The sequence below is a fragment of the Ruegeria sp. HKCCA6707 genome, from assembly GCF_013033515.1.
GTDB lineage: Bacteria > Pseudomonadota > Alphaproteobacteria > Rhodobacterales > Rhodobacteraceae > Ruegeria.
Genome location: NZ_WQEG01000003.1, coordinates 198,157 through 213,273 on the forward strand (window position 1 = coordinate 198,157; position 15,117 = coordinate 213,273).

The window sequence follows — 15,117 nt, forward strand, 5'->3', positions numbered from 1 at the left end:
AAGAACACAGGTTTTACTCGAATGAACCAGCCAAATGATCGGCACAAACGAAGAGTTGCGAAGGTAATTTGCGCAAGCCTTGCTGTGGTCGCCAACGCTTTGGCGTTAACGAGCCCAGTGAGAGCGCAGACTGATATGTTGGAACTTATTGAGTCTTACAAAGTTGCAGATAAATCAGCGGGCTTTTCTGAGCCATCTGGGTTATCGCTTTCCAGCGTTGATGGGTTCTTGTGGGCAGTAAGCGATGAAGCATCGAAGCTGCACCTTCTAGGAGTAGATGGAGAACTAAAGAGTTCGTTCAAACTTCCAGAATATCTGGGCACAGATTTGGAAGGTGTCGCTGGAAGAAAGGACGGGTCTGTATTGCTGTTACAAGAAACTGACCGATCTATCGCAACGGTCCAACCAACAGATCCAATCAAAGTCAATTCTACTTCAATTTCTTCACTCAGGGGCTACGGCAAAGTTGCTGAAATGCTTGCTGAGAACCCTTTGAACAAGGGGCCAGAAGGGATCACTGTAGATCAAGACTCTGGGCAAGTATTCGTAGTCATTGAGGGTCAACCAAGACTGCTGCTCATCATTTCGCCAGAGATTGATGAGATTGTCGAAGCAGTTCCATTAACGGCTCAGGCTGGTTTTGTTTCATCTCGTGCCGACGATGACGAACTAGACATCAGCGGGATTGCCTGGTCCGGCAAGACCAAATCTTTATGGATACTCAGCGATGAAGGGCGCCGAATATTCGTTTTTGATCCTGAAGTTCTGACGGTCAAAACTATCGACTTAATTTACTCCAAAAAGGATGAAGCAAAGGAAGTGAAGAACCCTGAGGGGATCGCTTTGGATGAAAGTGGTGGCGTTCTATACATCTTGACCGATGATGGAAAAAAGTCACGCCTCTACGCATTTGTCTTACCGCAAGTTTGATTGCAGTAAGAAATTCGCACTTGCTTGTCGCATTTGATTGCAGAAAAACGAAATAGCCAATTTGTCGGCATAGCGGAAGTTCAGCTAAACCTCAGCATATGTCGGCTTGGTCCCGTATCGCAGAAATTGAATAGTCCGGTGACGAATGTCCACTCCACGCTGGAACTGTCGAATGAACCTGCTGCATTTCGGTGGGAGGACATAGGCATCTGAGATCCCCTGCGGACCTATCACAGTGTGATGTTTGTAATACTTAGGCAAAATAGTTGAATTTGCACCTTCTTGGCCGTTAAGGAGAGTTTCTCTGTGTCGTTGTATTCGAAAATCACAACTTGCCTATTCAGTCGCAATCATAGCCCTTAGAAGTCGACAAAACACCACATTTTTTGCAACTCCATCACAGTACTGTTTCAAATTTTGAGCCCTCGCATGACACAGACGACTAGACATTCTCTATGACTTCGGAGATTAGAGAAACGATCTAGCGAGGCATCGGTAATCTCGTGAGCGAGCGGTCCAGATTGACAAACACTGACCTATAACTTACACCAGCCCTTGCTGAGAGGGCCAAACCACAGGGCCTGTTGAGCGTTATGAACTACCACCCCAAATCGGATTTCATCGCCACGATGATCGAGCGCGGCTTTCTGGCCGATTGCACCGATTATCAGGGCCTTGACGACGCGCTGATCTCGGGGGTGCAAACGGCTTATATCGGCTATGACGCCACGGCGCAGTCCCTGCATGTGGGGCACCTGATGAACATCATGGTGCTGCGCTGGTTGCAAAAGACCGGGCACAAGCCGATCACCCTGATGGGTGGCGGCACGACGAAGGTGGGGGATCCGTCGTTTCGCTCGGATGAACGCCCGTTGCTGGGCCCCGAACAGATCGACGCCAATATCGCGGGCATGAAGCAGGTGTTTGCGAAATACCTTTCCTATGACGACAGCGATACCGGCGCGCTGATGCTGAACAACGCCGAATGGCTGGACAGTCTGAACTATCTCGACTTCCTGCGCGATATCGGGCGGCATTTCTCGGTCAACCGGATGCTGTCGTTCGAGTCGGTGAAATCGCGGTTGGATCGGGAACAATCGCTGAGCTTTCTTGAGTTCAACTACATGATCCTGCAGGCCTATGACTTCCTGGAACTGAACCGCCGCTATGGCTGCGTGTTGCAGATGGGTGGCTCGGACCAGTGGGGCAATATCGTCAACGGGATCGATCTGACGCGCCGGGTGCTGGATCATGAGATCTATGGCCTGACCACGCCGCTGCTGACCACCAGCGATGGCCGCAAGATGGGCAAATCCCAGGGCGGTGCGGTCTGGCTGAATGGCGATATGCTGAGCCCCTATGAGTTTTGGCAGTTCTGGCGCAACACCACAGATGCGGATGTAGGCCGGTTCCTGAAGATCTTCACGGAACTGCCGGTCGACGAATGCGACCGCCTGGCCGTTCTGCAAGGGTCCGAGATCAACGAGGCCAAGATCCGTCTGGCCAATGAGGTGACAACGCTGCTGCACGGGGCTGAGGCCGCGTCCACCGCCGAGGCGACCGCACGTGAGGTGTTCGAAAAAGGCGGTGTCGGGGATGATCTGCCGACACTGACACTGACCGAAGCCGATACTCCGATCTCCATCGTGCAGCTGATCGTCAAATCGGGCCTCGCGAAATCGGGCAAAGAGGCCAAGCGCCTGATCGCCGAAAACGGAGCCAAGCTGGACGACGCACCGCTGACCGATGCCGGGCTGATGATCGATGCGGGCGCCCTGTCCTCTCCGATCAAACTGAGCGCAGGCAAGAAGCGGCACGCGCTGGTTCAGATGGGTTAAGGCTCCTTGCGGCTCGGGCGCATCACATCGAGCCCGGGCGTCCTTCGCCGAAAAATTCTGGCCGGGTTCACTTCTGTGCTAAGCTGTCTTTCAGTTTAGCACTTTGAAGTATCGACCATGGCTATTCCCAACAAATTCACTTCATCCCGTCGCAGCGATGTTGTCTTCGAAGGCGAGAAATTCTCGACCGGTGCCGATGAGGTTACCTGTATCCTGACAACCGACAGTCTGAAGCTGAAAGGCAGTTCCCCTGCATCGGGCCATTGCGCAATTGTCGAGCGGTTCAACGCGCGCTGGGACGTGAAGGATCTGATTGATCTGGGGGCGGTGCAAAAGGCACTGTCCAACAAAAGCACATTGCAAAAACTGGCCAGAGCCAATTCGGTGGAAAAGATACTGGAGCTGCTTGCCCTTTCGGAAATCCACATGATGGCCGACTATTCCGAGTTGCAGGCACAAACCTATATCAAAGGCCACATCCTCAGCGAAAAATTGGGCGGTCCGGGGACGAATGCAAACCTGACGCCGATGTCGGCCAGTTCGAATTCGACCTACTACAGTGGTTTTGAATCCAAGCTGATCAAAAAGCTGCAGGAAATCCGAAAGGAAGAAAAAGCATCCGGCTATCGCGCGCGGGTCAGGTTTCACGCCAAGTGCAAAGGGTCCATGAAACCCTGGTGGGGTGGCGCGTCGAAAGAGACTGTGCGAATGCTGAGCAAGCTGCCAAGGACCCTTGAGGCCAGTTGGCGGCTGGACAGTTTCTTTCCTGACGGCAAGCCCAATGAGCGGTTGGCCAAATCCCAGCTTCCGGCAGACGCGTCAAAGAAGATGCCAAAGACCTTGGCCACCAAGGCCGAAAGCTACACGTTGGCATTGTAACGCCCTGCTGGGGGCTAGCCTACGGTTTCGGCCAAAGACAAATCCGAGCAGTAAAGGGTCAAACGGCCACCAAGGGGTGGCCGCAAGATGTTAAAGCTTATGCGTTCAGTGGGTCAGGTCCGGCCTTTGCCACCGCCTTTACCGCCACCGTTTCCTTCGCCGCCGCCGCCGTTGCCAGCGCCGCCACCTTGGCCGTTATTGCCTCCGCCATTGCCGGTTCCTGGCCCGGATCCACCGGTGTTTCCGCCGCCATTGCCCGGGTTGCCGTTGTTCCCGTTGCCATTACCGGGGCCTTCACCGGTGCCGCCTTTGCCACCGCCCTTGCCAGGCTTATCGCCGCCTTTGCCGCCACCTTTGCCGGGTTTGTCTCCGCCCTTGCCGGGCTTATCGCCCCCTTTACCGGGCTTGCCGTCGCCACCACCGGGCTTACCCCCGCCGTTGCCGGGTTTACCACCTCCGTCACCGGGGTTTTCGCCGCCATCACCGGGACCACCGCCGTCGCCTGGGTTATCACCGCCACCACCGGGGTTTTCGCCACCATCGCCGGGACTACCGCCACCGCCGGAATTGCCGGTGCCACCACCAGCACCGCCTCCTGCACCACCTGGGGTGTCACCTGCATCCGCAAACGCCTCGCCCCCGCCTAACGGGTCAGAGTTTCGGTCCTCGCCAAACAGATTGCCCGAGACACTTGCGGTCGGCAGGTCAGTCAGCAAAGAGGCCAACCCGGGGCACTGCGCAGATGTCACGCTCAGCGTCGTTTCAAAATCCGCCCGGCGTTGCAGGCGCTCAAGAAAACTGGGGGTGACCTGCGCGCAGTCACACAGCGCAGCATAGTCACCAGCGTTGGCCAGATCCCGTGCGGTGCGCCAGTTGCACGCCTCAGTAGAAGCAGCCGCGTCGCTTACGATGAAAACTCCGACAAATGGCGCCGCGACCAGTGCACCAAGGAGTTTCTGTTTACCTTTTACCATGGTCGGTACCTCCTGACAGCTAAACACGCGTTTGCTGTGGTTTCTTCGAACACGACTTGGCGACTGGCCGTGAAGTCCGGGTGAAGCCCGCCTGAAGATCTCTTTAGAAACCCAAACCGTTTCGGTCGGCCGCAAATGTGTAGACAAACCAGGGCGGCACCGGTTATTGAACAACTGTTCATATCACAGGGAGGAGACCGACATGCAGCTGTCCACAACCAAAGCTTTGGTGACCGGCGGAGCGTCGGGGTTGGGCGAAGCCACGGCGCGTTATTTCGCCTCTCAAGGCGCGCAGGTCACCATTCTGGACCGGGACGCCGAACGCGGCGCAGCGGTCGCCAGCGATATTGACGGGCATTTTGCACAGACAGATGTCACCGATGAAACCTCGGTCAGCTCTGCCATTGCCCAGGCGGTCGACGCCATGGGCGGTGTGAACGTTGCGGTGAACTGCGCCGGGATTGCCTATGGTATCAAAACTGTGGGCCGCGATGGCCCACACCCGCTGGACGCGTTCCAGCGTACGATAGACATCAATCTGGTCGGCACGTTCAACGTCGCGCGTCTGGCCGCAGCCGAGATCGCCAAAGCCGATCCCGAGGCAGATGGCGCGCGCGGCGTGATCATCAACACCGCCTCAATCGCCGCTTTTGACGGCCAGAAAGGCCAGGCAGCCTATGCGGCCTCAAAAGGCGGAGTCGTTGGCATGACCCTGCCCATGGCCCGCGATCTGGCCTCGACCGGTATCCGCGTCATGACAATCGCACCCGGCATCTTCATGACCCCGATGCTGGCGGGCCTGCCCGAAGAGGTGCAACAACAACTGGCCGCCGACGTGCCCAACCCTGCCCGATTGGGCGACCCAAAGGAATACGCCCGCCTGGCCGGTTTCATCGTTGAAATGGGCTACCTGAATGGAGAGGTCATACGCATCGACGGCGCCCTGCGGATGCGGTAACGCTTGCCCATGACCGAGCGTGAGAAAATGGAAGCGGGCGATTGGTATTGTTGCCTTGATCCCGAGCTGAATGCACTGCGCGAAAACGCGCGGCGGGCTTTGCATGCGCATAATACGAGCCATCCGGACAGTCGCGGTGCCATGTCATCCGAGCTTCGAAACTTGTTGGGCGATGCAGGTCAGGATCACCGGATTGAGGTTCCGTTTCACTGCGTTTACGGCTTCAACATACATCTTGGGAACCGGGTGTATTTCAACACCGGCTGCGTCATCCTGGATACGGCGCGCGTTCAGATCGGTGATGACTGTATGTTTGGCCCCCAAGTGCAGATCTATTGCGCGCAACATGCCAAAGACCCGGCAGAGCGCGCACGTGGTCTGGAATATGCCCGCCCGGTTCGTATCGGAAAAAACGCCTGGGTTGGCGGCGGGGCGATCATCCTTCCCGGCGTTACTATTGGTGATAACGCCATTATTGGTGCAGGCGCCGTGGTCACAAAGCCGGTGGCAGCGAACGAAACTGTTGTCGGGAACCCTGCCCGTCCGATTGCGCATGGGATTTAGATCAGACCCCTTCGGCCTTTTCTTCCAACAGCAGCCATTCTTCCTCGGCGGCTGAGAGCTTTTGCTGACGCTCCACCAACGCCTCGGTTGCCTTTTGAAACTTGACCGGTTCGCGGGTGAAAAGCTCGGGGTCGGCCATCAGCTCTTCCAGCTTGGCGATCTCGGCCTCAAGCCGGGCGATCTCGGCGGGCAGTTTGTCCAAGCGATGTTTTTCCGAAAAAGACAGGCCCGGTTTCGGCTTGGCCTCGGCCTTAGGCTTTGGTTTGGCGGCTTTGGGCTTGTCTTCCTTCTTGGGGGCAAGCTCGCCGCGTTGGGCCAGATAATCCGACCATCCGCCCGCATAGGCGGTGGCGCGTCCGTCGCCTTCCATCGCAACAGTGGTGGTGGCGACCCGGTCCAGAAAATCACGGTCGTGGCTGACCAGTAGCACCGTGCCGTCATAGTCATCCAGAAGCTCTTGCAGCAGGTCGAGCGTTTCCACATCCAGATCGTTGGTCGGTTCGTCCAACACCAGAAGATTCGAGCTTTTGGCCATCAGCTTGGCCAACAGCAAGCGCGCCTTTTCTCCGCCGGACAGGGATTTGACCGCCGCGCGGGCCTGCCGTTCGTCGAACAGAAACTCTTTGAGGTAGCCCACCACATGTTTGGGGTGGCCGCCCACCATCACTTGATCGGCCTTGCCTGAAACCCGCATTTCGGGGTCGCCTGTCAGGCTGTCCCACAGGCTCATCTCGGGGTCCAACTGCGCGCGGGTCTGGTCGAACATGGCGACCTCTAGGTTGGTGCCCAGCGTCACCGTACCTTCATCCGGCTGTTCCTGCCCCAGCAACATCTTCAGCAGCGTTGTCTTGCCCACACCGTTGGGGCCAACAAAGGCCACGCGGTCGCCGCGCTGCACCAGCAGATCGAAATTGCGCAGGATAGCTGTGTCGCCAAAGCTTTTGGTCAGCCCTTTCGCCTCAATCACCTTACGGCCGGATTTCGGCCCCGCCTCCAGTGTCATGGCGGCCGAGCCCTGGCGTTTGATCTGCGCGGCCTTTTCGGCCCGCAAGGCCTGCAAGGCGCGCACCCGGCCCTGATTGCGTTTGCGTCGGGCGCTGATGCCTTCCACAGCCCATTTCGCCTCGGACTTGATCAGCCGGTTCAGCTTGTGGCGCTGCTGGTCTTCTTCCTCCCAGATCTTGTCGCGCCAGGCCTCGAACGCATCAAACCCCTGTTCTTGCCGTCGCACCATGCCGCGATCGATCCACAGCGTCGCGCGGGTCAAAGCGCGCAGAAAGGCGCGGTCATGCGAGATCAAGACAAAGGCCGCACGGGTTGCCCCCAACTCACGCTCAAGCCAGGCAATCGCCTCGATATCCAAGTGGTTGGTCGGCTCGTCCAGCAACATCAGATCGGGCGCTTCGGCCATCAGCTTGGCCAGCGCTGCGCGCCGCCGTTCACCGCCCGAGGCCGTCTCAACCGCGCGCGTGGGATCGAACTTGAGCCCCTCGCCCGCGCGTTCAACCTTATAGAGCTCACCCGGCTCCAACCCGCTTGCCGCATAATCCCCCAGCGTGGCAAACCCCGCCATGGTGGGATCTTGCTCCATATAGCCCACAGATTTCCCCGGAGGCACAGTAATGTCACCCTGATCCGCCTCGACCAGGCCTGCCATCACTTTCATCAGGGTGGATTTGCCCGACCCGTTCCGTCCCACAAGCGCGACACGATCACCGGGCTGAACCACCAGATCAAGCTCGGAAAACACCGGATCACCCCCAAAGGTCAGGGAAATGCCGGACATCTGCAACAAAGGAATTCTCGCCATGCCCGCCAGCTAAACCGGTGGGCAGAAGGCGTCAACGCCCCTGTTTCACCTTTTCAGAAATACTCAAATTAACCGACCACCGTCCGCAGCAAACGTTTGCGAGTTGCGGGGATCGCGCCGATTTCCAACCCGGTGAAGACGTGCAGCGTGTTCAAGTGCCGATCCACCACCGCATGATCGCTGACCCATCCGCCCATCATCAGATAGGTGCGCAGCAAGGGCGGCATCCGCTGCATTGCCTTTTTGGCATCGGGCTTGCGCCGCAGACGGGTCGCAAAGCGGAACACATCGGGCGCCTTGATCCGGGGTAACCAGCGCTTTGGGGCCAGGTGTCGGTGTTTCAGCATCGCAAAGGCATCCAGGTATTGCGCGGTTTCCGTCCCGGCAAAAGAGGAACAGCCAAACAGCATCTCGATCCCGTTTTGATCCACATAGGCGGTCATTGCCCCCCAGGCGACCCGCAGAATATCCGGGTCTGTTTTGCCGGGATGCACGCAAAAGCGACCCATCTCGACCATGCGACCCTCAAAGCTGTGCAAGGCCGACAGATCATAGAACTGCGCCGAATAGCTGGCGCCGATCTCGGCCCCGTTTTGCATGGTCAACAGGCGGAAACAGCACACCAGTTGATCTTCGGCACGGCGATCTTCGATCAGGACATGTGCGCAAAGATCGTCAAACCGGTCTTGATCAAGCTGCGCCGTATCAAAGGCACGGGTTCTAAGCCTGCAGGCCGCATCCAGATCCGCGGTCGTCTCTGCCAGACGCGCTCGGTACCGTCCTTTGTTCAGAAAAACTGCTCTGGCCATGGCGGCACGTTCCACATTTATCGACTAAGACTTCGTCTGCTCCGTAGCACAGAGCATATGACTTTCCGGTGACGGAAACAGCAGATTTGAACTCTTATTGGTTAATGCCCGGGATATTGGCCGGGTTGAAGTTACCGATATTGCCCAGCAATTGACGCAGGAAGCCTTTGTCTTCCACGTTCGAATCCGTCACGCGACGCTCAAGCACGATGACATAGCCATCCTCAAGCCCGAACCGCTCGATATTGCTGACCACGCCGCGCTGATCAAAACTGACGGCAACCAACTCGCGCGAGACGACTTTGGGCCGACGCGCGCCCGACTTGCGAACACGGGAGGCCACGTAATAGAACCCGGAATCCCGCAAAACGCCCGAGGAACTAGGCGCGCCGACGGTCTCCAATACGGTTTCGCGGGTGTCGACCCCGACTTTGATTTGCGCCAAATCTTCGGGGGGTGGCACATAGCCGTGATTCTTGAAGACGGGGGAACATGCAACAACGGCCAGGAGCGCGCCGAATGCCAGCGATTTGAGCGCCAGGTTCTTGTTGTTCGACACGTTGATCATCTTCACCCTCTTGCCTTGGCACCGTGCGGCTTCTATCCGATTACAGAAACCGGTGCTTTGGTTCAACACAGGAAAGGGTCACGAATGGCCGATCATACAGCTCTGCGCGTCGCGGACCTGCCGCAAAACGTGCCGACGGCGTTCGAACTGCGCCCCAGCGGCGATGCGTTGGACGTTCTCAAAGACGATCTTGGGCTGCTGGGTTTGCGCAAGGTTTCCTTCATCGGCCAAATCGAATCCCAGGGCAAACGCGACTGGAAGCTGACTGGCAAGCTAGGCGCCACTGTCATTCAGCCCTGCGTCGTCACGCTTGACCCCGTGACAACGCGGATCGAAACCTCGGTACGTCGGATTTATTTGGCCGAATGGTCCGATCCGGACGAGCCGGAATTCGAAATGCCCGAAGATGACGAGACCGAAGCTCTTGCGGCCGAGATCGACCCCGCATTGGTGCTGGCCGAGGCCTTGTCGCTGGCCTTACCGCAATATCCGCGCAAACCCGACGCGCAGTTGCAACACAGCAATTACACCGAGCCGGGCAAAGAAGCGATGACAGATGATGATGCCAAACCCTTTGCCGGGTTGGCGGAACTGCGCGATGCGCTGAAAAAAGACGAGTGACAGAGCAATGTTTTCCTGTCATAGCAAGCCGTCAGAAAAATCGCTTGAACATGTCGAGAATCGCAGTATTTTCGCGCGCTCATCCGAATTTGGGTTGGACATTGCGAGGCTTGCGGCCTAAACGCGCGTCACACCACGAGAAAACGAAGAATGTAACCCGGGTCAGCAGCGAATCTGCGGCCCCCAGTCAGACAAAGGTTGAGACCATGGCCGTCCAACAGAACAAAGTTTCCAAGTCGCGTCGCAACAACCGCCGCGCACACGACGCTCTGGTTGCTGCAAACCCGAACGAATGCCCGAACTGTGGCGAGCTGAAACGCCCCCACCACGTTTGCGCATCTTGCGGCCATTATGACGATCGTGAAGTTGTCGCGCAGGCCGACGAAATCGATCTGGATGAAGACGCGGCATAAACCTGATCGAACGCAGGCGAACGCATGACGGATCAGCCCACGCCAAGCGACCGGATCATCATCTCGGTTGACGCCATGGGCGGAGATTCAGGCCCCGCCGTAGTGGTTGCGGGTATTGCCAAGTCTGCGGACAAGAATCCCAAGATCGGGTTCATCCTGCACGGTCAGGAATCCGAGTTGAGAAAACTGGTTGCCAAACGGCGCGTCCTTGAGGGGCGCGTCGTTTTTCGTGATTGCCCTGATGTGGTCACGATGGAGGACCGGCCCAGCCAGGTGGTGCGCAACGGCAAGCAGACCTCGATGTGGTCCGCGCTGGAATCGGTGCGCGCAGGTGAAGCGCATGGTGCAGTGTCTTGCGGCAATACCGGCGCATTGATGGCATTGTCGATGATCCGGCTTCGCAAACTGCCGGGGGTGAACCGCCCTGCCATCGCGATTCTGTGGCCCTCGCGCAACCCTCAGGGGTTCAACGTGATGCTCGATGTGGGCGCCGATGTGCGCGCCGACGCAAAGGATCTGCTTCAATATGCCCTGATGGGCGCCTCTTACGCGCGCAATGGGATGGCGCTGACCCGCCCTCGGATCGGTCTGTTGAATGTCGGCACCGAAGAACACAAAGGCCGCGCCGAGCTGAAAGAAGCCCACGCGCTGATCGCCGATTTTGCGGAACAGGCAAACTTCGATTTTGTCGGTTTTGTCGAAGGCAGTGACATCCCCGGCGATACGGCAGATGTCATTGTCACCGATGGGTTTACCGGCAATGTGGCCATCAAAACAGGTGAGGGTACAGCCAGCCTGATTGGCGACCTGCTGCGCCAGGCGTTCAAGTTTTCTCCGCTGTCGCGACTGGCCTCGGTTCTGGCGATCACCTCGCTAAACCGACTGAAAAAACGTATCGACCCACGCCGCGTGAATGGGGGCGTGTTTCTGGGGCTGAACGGCACGGTAATTAAATCCCACGGCGGTGCCGACGCCACCGGTGTGTCCGCTGCGGTAAAGCTGGCCTTTACCCTGGCCGAATCAGGCTTTTCGGAAAAGTTGGCGGCACGGGTTGCATCTACAGCCGCCCTTGCACAAGATGCCGCGCAAGCTGCGCCGCAGCAATCGCAATAAGAATAAAAGGGCAGTACCCAAAGCATGGCAAGCCGTTCAGTTGTTGTAGGTGTCGGGCATTATCTACCCAAACGCGTCGTCCCAAATGCAGAGTTCGAAAAGACGCTGGATACGACGGATGAATGGATCCGGACCCGCTCGGGTATTGAACGCCGCCATTTTGCTGCCGAAGACGAAACGACCTCTGATCTGGCCACCAACGCCGCCGAAGCGGCTCTGGCAGATGCCAATCTGACCGCAGACGAGATCGACGCGATCATTCTCGCCACGTCAACCGCTGACCTGACGTTCCCCTCAGCTGCAACAATGGTTCAGGCACGGCTGGGCATGACCCGCGGGTTTGCCTTTGACGTGCAGGCGGTTTGCGCGGGATTCGTTTTTGCCTTGGCCAATGCCAATGCTCTGATCCTGTCTGGGCAGGCCAAACGCGTGTTGGTGATTGGGGCCGAGACGTTTTCGCGGATTATGGACTGGTCCGACCGGTCGACCTGCGTTTTGTTCGGCGATGGTGCTGGCGCCCTGATACTGGAACAGCAGGAAGGCACCGGCACCTCGGACGATCGCGGCATTCTGTCAACCGACCTGAACTCGGACGGGCGCTATCGCGAATTGCTTTACGTCGACGGTGGCGTATCGACCAATACAACTGGTCACTTGCGGATGCAGGGCAATCAGGTCTTCCGCCATGCCGTTGAAAAACTTGCAAAAACTGCGGAAACTGCGTTAGAGCGCGCTGGTTTGAACAACGCGGATGTCGATTGGGTTGTGCCCCATCAAGCCAATATTCGCATCATCCAGGGCACCGCCCGCAAGCTGGATCTGCCGATGGATCGTGTGGTCGTCACCGTGCAGGATCACGGCAATACCTCGGCCGCATCGATCCCATTGGCGATGTCAGTGGGCAAGCAGCGCGGTCAGATCAAACCCGGTGATCTGATCGTGACCGAAGCTATTGGCGGTGGTCTGGCCTGGGGCGCTGTTGCGCTGCGGTGGTAACCGGCACAATCCGGCTTACACACACAGCCGCAATTCATTGATATTGACAGCGAAATTGCCGCCGCCCTATGCTCGGTCATCAACAGGGGATTAGGCATGAGCGACAAAACACTCACTCGTATGGATCTAAGCGAGGCTGTCTTTCGTGAGGTGGGCCTTTCACGCAATGAAAGCGCACAGCTTGTGGAAAGCGTCCTGAACCATATGTCAGATGCGCTGGTTCGTGGGGAACAGGTGAAGATCTCGTCCTTTGGCACGTTCAGCGTTCGGGACAAGACCGCTCGTATCGGCCGCAATCCCAAAACCGGTGAAGAGGTGCCAATCCAGCCCCGCCGCGTTCTGACCTTCCGCCCGTCGCATCTGATGAAAGATCGCGTCGCTGCCGGGAACCGCAAGTAAAACCCGAGGCATCCAAGCATGAGCAAGTCCCCCGACGCGTTCCGCACGATCAGCGAAGTTGCGGATTGGCTCGGGGTTCAGGCCCATGTTCTGCGCTTCTGGGAAAGCAAATTTACCCAGGTCAAACCGGTGAAACGTGCGGGTGGGAGGCGATATTACCGCCCCAATGACATGCGCCTGCTGGGCGGTATCAAGAAACTGCTGCACGAGGACGGGATCACCATCAAGGGCGCGCAGCGTATCCTGCGCGAACAGGGTGTGGCCCATGTTGCAGCTCTGTCGCCACCGCTTGATGATGGCTCTGAGGGACCAGCAGAGGTGATTGAGGCCAAGGTGGTTCCCATGCCCACGCCACAACCTGTTGCCCCTGTTGAACAATTCAAGATGGACCTGGCCCCCGACGCTGAGCCCGCCCCAGCCCCATTGGCAGAGCCTGCCGCGTCTTCAGAGCCACCCCTTCAATCCCAACAGCCCACAGCGCCAAAACCGGCTACACCGTCTGTCGACCCCGATATCATGCCCAGCACCGAGATTGACGAAGCGCCCCTGATGGGCGGCATCGCGTCTCAGGCTTGGAATGTGCAAGAGTTTGACCCTCAGCTTTTGCGCAATATCGCCCCGATTGCCAAAGACCTGCGGGCCTGGCTCGACCGGGTCGAAACCCGAATTGCGGGATAAGCAAAAAGGCGATGATTTCCTCTTGCCCCTGTCGGGAAAGTCTTTATGAACACTCCAACGTCGGGCTATGGCGCAGCCTGGTAGCGCGTCCGTCTGGGGGACGGAAGGTCGCAGGTTCGAGTCCTGCTAGCCCGACCAAATCACACCGACGTATATGGCACATTCGCCAGATCCCGCTCTGGCACCAGGGGGGATCGAAATGACAGGTGTTTGCCCGAACCAGCAGATCGAAGCGATGATCGCGCGGGGCGAGATTTCAGCCTGCCCGGACGTACTGCCAGCGCAGGTGCAACCCGCCAGCCTGGATTTGCGCCTTGGAACAGTAGCTTACCGGGTGCGCGCGTCCTTTCTGGCTGGTGAAAACCGCACCGTCGCCGACCGCCTGCAAGAATTCGAGATGCACCAGATCGATATCACGGACGGTGCTGTTCTGGAAAAAGGCTGCGTTTATCTGGTGCCGTTGATGGAATCGCTGGCCCTGCCGCAAGACATGACCGCTGTGGCCAATGCCAAAAGCTCGACCGGGCGGCTGGATTTGCTGACGCGGACAATCACCGATGGCGGCACCGAATTTGACCGCGTTCCCGCAGGCTATGCCGGCCCTCTTTATGCCGAGATTTGCCCCCGGTCCTTCTCGGTTCTAGTGCGCCCCGGCATGCGCCTGAACCAGATCCGATTCCGTCAGGGTCAGGCGGTTCTGAGTGACGCAGAGTTGACCGCCCTGCACAATGCCTCACCGCTGGTGGATGGCCCCGCCGTCATTCAAGACGGGCTGGGGTTCTCGGTTGATCTGCAATTGCCCGACACAGATCTGGTCGGCTATCGCGCCAAGCCCCATACCGGGGTGATCGATCTGGACCGGATCGGAGAATACGACCCACAGGATTATTGGGAAGAGGTGCGCACCAAAGAGGGGCGAATCATCCTCGACCCCGGCGCATTCTACATACTGGTCAGCCGCGAGGCGGTGCATATCCCACCGCTTTATGCCGCTGAAATGGCCCCTTATCTGGCAATGGTCGGCGAATTCCGTGTGCATTATGCCGGGTTCTTTGATCCCGGCTTTGGTCACGCAGCCGCCGGGGGCGCCGGATCGCGCGGCGTGCTGGAAGTGCGCTGCCATGAGGCACCCTTTGTGCTGGAGCACGGCCAGGTTGTCGGGCGGCTTGTCTATGAGAAAATGGCCGAGATGCCTACGCAGCTTTATGGTGCTGGCATCGCGTCAAATTATCAGGGACAGGGGTTGAAACTGTCCAAGCATTTCAAACCGGCAAACTAGAACTTCATGAACCGACGCATCTGTCGGCTCATCCGCTGCGCCTGTTTCATATTGTGTTTGGTCCGCTGGCTTTTCTGCTGCATCTCGCGTTCAACCTCGGGGCTGGCCGGCCTGTCCAGGCTGTCGGGTTTGCGCGACATCCTGCTGGCCATGTCAAAGCCCTTATCCACCCCTTTGGACACAAGACGGCGCACCACCTGACGCACGATCATGTCGATGATCCGGTTGGCGTTCATTGTTCTACTCCATTGCCTCGCGGCCAATATAGCCGATTGCCACGGCAGAAAA

At 57.9% G+C, this 15,117-nt stretch carries 17 protein-coding genes and 1 tRNA gene; 13 read left to right on the plus strand and 5 right to left on the minus strand.

The window, feature by feature from the left end:
• Positions 1-135: 135 nt before the first annotated feature.
• From GOW40_RS09470 to GOW40_RS09480, 3 genes are all read left to right on the plus strand, one after another.
• Complete coding sequence (locus GOW40_RS09470) at positions 136-930, plus strand: SdiA-regulated domain-containing protein (protein ID WP_171129936.1); 795 nt, start codon at positions 136-138, stop codon at positions 928-930.
• Positions 931-1,523: 593 nt separating this feature from the next.
• The gene (gene tyrS / locus GOW40_RS09475; protein ID WP_171130492.1) at positions 1,524-2,768 is read left to right on the plus strand and encodes a tyrosine--tRNA ligase; all 1,245 of its coding nucleotides are present in this window, start codon (positions 1,524-1,526) and stop codon (positions 2,766-2,768) included.
• 117 nt (positions 2,769-2,885) lie between these two features.
• Complete coding sequence (locus tag GOW40_RS09480) at positions 2,886-3,647, plus strand: DNA/RNA non-specific endonuclease (protein ID WP_171129938.1); 762 nt, start codon at positions 2,886-2,888, stop codon at positions 3,645-3,647.
• A 113-nt stretch (positions 3,648-3,760) separates the two neighbouring features.
• Here the strand turns inward: GOW40_RS09480 and GOW40_RS09485 are convergent, their stop codons facing one another.
• Entirely contained in the window at positions 3,761-4,621 is an 861-nt protein-coding gene (locus GOW40_RS09485; protein ID WP_171136431.1) for a hypothetical protein, read from the minus strand.
• A 202-nt stretch (positions 4,622-4,823) separates the two neighbouring features.
• On the opposite strand from GOW40_RS09485, the gene GOW40_RS09490 reads away from it, so the two are divergent.
• Together GOW40_RS09490 and GOW40_RS09495 are read left to right on the plus strand one after the other, a co-directional pair.
• Complete coding sequence (locus tag GOW40_RS09490; RefSeq protein WP_171129942.1) at positions 4,824-5,579, plus strand: 3-hydroxyacyl-CoA dehydrogenase; 756 nt, start codon at positions 4,824-4,826, stop codon at positions 5,577-5,579.
• Positions 5,580-5,588: 9 nt separating this feature from the next.
• Positions 5,589-6,143, plus strand: coding sequence for a sugar O-acetyltransferase (locus GOW40_RS09495; protein WP_171230945.1), 555 nt, complete (start codon positions 5,589-5,591; stop codon positions 6,141-6,143).
• Position 6,144: 1 nt separating this feature from the next.
• On the opposite strand, the gene GOW40_RS09500 is transcribed toward GOW40_RS09495, so the two are convergent.
• The 3 genes from GOW40_RS09500 to GOW40_RS09510 form a co-directional block, all read right to left on the minus strand.
• Positions 6,145-7,953: an ABC-F family ATP-binding cassette domain-containing protein gene (locus GOW40_RS09500; RefSeq protein WP_254444389.1), complete on the minus strand. Its 1,809-nt coding sequence runs from the start codon at positions 7,951-7,953 to the stop codon at positions 6,145-6,147.
• 68 nt (positions 7,954-8,021) lie between these two features.
• The gene (locus GOW40_RS09505) at positions 8,022-8,762 is read right to left on the minus strand and encodes a GNAT family N-acetyltransferase (protein ID WP_171129945.1); all 741 of its coding nucleotides are present in this window, start codon (positions 8,760-8,762) and stop codon (positions 8,022-8,024) included.
• A 94-nt stretch (positions 8,763-8,856) separates the two neighbouring features.
• Positions 8,857-9,330: an outer membrane protein assembly factor BamE gene (locus tag GOW40_RS09510; RefSeq protein ID WP_171129947.1), complete on the minus strand. Its 474-nt coding sequence runs from the start codon at positions 9,328-9,330 to the stop codon at positions 8,857-8,859.
• Between the two features lie 84 nt (positions 9,331-9,414).
• Here GOW40_RS09510 and GOW40_RS09515 point away from each other — a divergent pair, with 84 nt between their 5' ends.
• The 8 genes from GOW40_RS09515 (at position 9,415) to GOW40_RS09550 (ending at position 14,829) form a co-directional block, all read left to right on the plus strand.
• Positions 9,415-9,951: a DUF177 domain-containing protein gene (locus GOW40_RS09515; protein WP_171129949.1), complete on the plus strand. Its 537-nt coding sequence runs from the start codon at positions 9,415-9,417 to the stop codon at positions 9,949-9,951.
• A 206-nt stretch (positions 9,952-10,157) separates the two neighbouring features.
• Positions 10,158-10,364, plus strand: coding sequence for a 50S ribosomal protein L32 (gene rpmF / locus GOW40_RS09520; RefSeq protein WP_008756996.1), 207 nt, complete (start codon positions 10,158-10,160; stop codon positions 10,362-10,364).
• A gap of 24 nt (positions 10,365-10,388) precedes the next feature.
• Complete coding sequence (gene plsX / locus GOW40_RS09525) at positions 10,389-11,477, plus strand: phosphate acyltransferase PlsX (protein WP_171099603.1); 1,089 nt, start codon at positions 10,389-10,391, stop codon at positions 11,475-11,477.
• A gap of 24 nt (positions 11,478-11,501) precedes the next feature.
• On the plus strand, positions 11,502-12,473 hold the full coding sequence (locus GOW40_RS09530; RefSeq protein WP_171099605.1) for a beta-ketoacyl-ACP synthase III: 972 nt from the start codon (positions 11,502-11,504) through the stop codon (positions 12,471-12,473).
• Between the two features lie 96 nt (positions 12,474-12,569).
• A complete protein-coding gene (gene ihfA / locus GOW40_RS09535) occupies positions 12,570-12,872 on the plus strand; it encodes an integration host factor subunit alpha (protein WP_037316145.1) in 303 nt (100 codons plus the stop codon).
• Between the two features lie 18 nt (positions 12,873-12,890).
• Positions 12,891-13,550: a MerR family transcriptional regulator gene (locus tag GOW40_RS09540; protein WP_171129951.1), complete on the plus strand. Its 660-nt coding sequence runs from the start codon at positions 12,891-12,893 to the stop codon at positions 13,548-13,550.
• Positions 13,551-13,611: 61 nt separating this feature from the next.
• A tRNA-Pro gene (locus tag GOW40_RS09545) sits at positions 13,612-13,688 on the plus strand.
• A 61-nt stretch (positions 13,689-13,749) separates the two neighbouring features.
• Positions 13,750-14,829 (plus strand): 2'-deoxycytidine 5'-triphosphate deaminase, encoded by a 1,080-nt coding sequence (locus GOW40_RS09550; protein WP_171129953.1) that lies wholly within the window; start codon positions 13,750-13,752, stop codon positions 14,827-14,829.
• On the opposite strand, the gene GOW40_RS09555 is transcribed toward GOW40_RS09550, so the two are convergent.
• Entirely contained in the window at positions 14,826-15,065 is a 240-nt protein-coding gene (locus tag GOW40_RS09555; protein WP_171129955.1) for a hypothetical protein, read from the minus strand. The two genes, GOW40_RS09550 and GOW40_RS09555, sit on opposite strands and share 4 nt — an antisense overlap.
• Positions 15,066-15,117 lie beyond the last annotated feature (52 nt).

What these genes read in the sequence shown, in the direction of transcription:
- plsX (WP_171099603.1), top strand. Translation starts at nt 10,389, where the DNA reads ATGACGGATCAGCCCACGCCAAGCGACCGGATCATCATCTCGGTTGAC.
- GOW40_RS09490 (WP_171129942.1), top strand. Translation starts at nt 4,824, where the DNA reads ATGCAGCTGTCCACAACCAAAGCTTTGGTGACCGGCGGAGCGTCGGGG.
- GOW40_RS09515 (WP_171129949.1), top strand. Translation starts at nt 9,415, where the DNA reads ATGGCCGATCATACAGCTCTGCGCGTCGCGGACCTGCCGCAAAACGTG.
- GOW40_RS09550 (WP_171129953.1), top strand. Translation starts at nt 13,750, where the DNA reads ATGACAGGTGTTTGCCCGAACCAGCAGATCGAAGCGATGATCGCGCGG.
- GOW40_RS09505 (WP_171129945.1), bottom strand. Translation starts at nt 8,762, where the DNA reads ATGGCCAGAGCAGTTTTTCTGAACAAAGGACGGTACCGAGCGCGTCTG.
- GOW40_RS09510 (WP_171129947.1), bottom strand. Translation starts at nt 9,330, where the DNA reads ATGATCAACGTGTCGAACAACAAGAACCTGGCGCTCAAATCGCTGGCA.
- GOW40_RS09495 (WP_171230945.1), top strand. Translation starts at nt 5,589, where the DNA reads ATGACCGAGCGTGAGAAAATGGAAGCGGGCGATTGGTATTGTTGCCTT.
- GOW40_RS09530 (WP_171099605.1), top strand. Translation starts at nt 11,502, where the DNA reads ATGGCAAGCCGTTCAGTTGTTGTAGGTGTCGGGCATTATCTACCCAAA.
- tyrS (WP_171130492.1), top strand. Translation starts at nt 1,524, where the DNA reads ATGAACTACCACCCCAAATCGGATTTCATCGCCACGATGATCGAGCGC.
- GOW40_RS09555 (WP_171129955.1), bottom strand. Translation starts at nt 15,065, where the DNA reads ATGAACGCCAACCGGATCATCGACATGATCGTGCGTCAGGTGGTGCGC.
- GOW40_RS09480 (WP_171129938.1), top strand. Translation starts at nt 2,886, where the DNA reads ATGGCTATTCCCAACAAATTCACTTCATCCCGTCGCAGCGATGTTGTC.
- GOW40_RS09500 (WP_254444389.1), bottom strand. Translation starts at nt 7,953, where the DNA reads ATGGCGAGAATTCCTTTGTTGCAGATGTCCGGCATTTCCCTGACCTTT.
- ihfA (WP_037316145.1), top strand. Translation starts at nt 12,570, where the DNA reads ATGAGCGACAAAACACTCACTCGTATGGATCTAAGCGAGGCTGTCTTT.
- GOW40_RS09470 (WP_171129936.1), top strand. Translation starts at nt 136, where the DNA reads ATGTTGGAACTTATTGAGTCTTACAAAGTTGCAGATAAATCAGCGGGC.
- GOW40_RS09485 (WP_171136431.1), bottom strand. Translation starts at nt 4,621, where the DNA reads ATGGTAAAAGGTAAACAGAAACTCCTTGGTGCACTGGTCGCGGCGCCA.
- GOW40_RS09540 (WP_171129951.1), top strand. Translation starts at nt 12,891, where the DNA reads ATGAGCAAGTCCCCCGACGCGTTCCGCACGATCAGCGAAGTTGCGGAT.
- rpmF (WP_008756996.1), top strand. Translation starts at nt 10,158, where the DNA reads ATGGCCGTCCAACAGAACAAAGTTTCCAAGTCGCGTCGCAACAACCGC.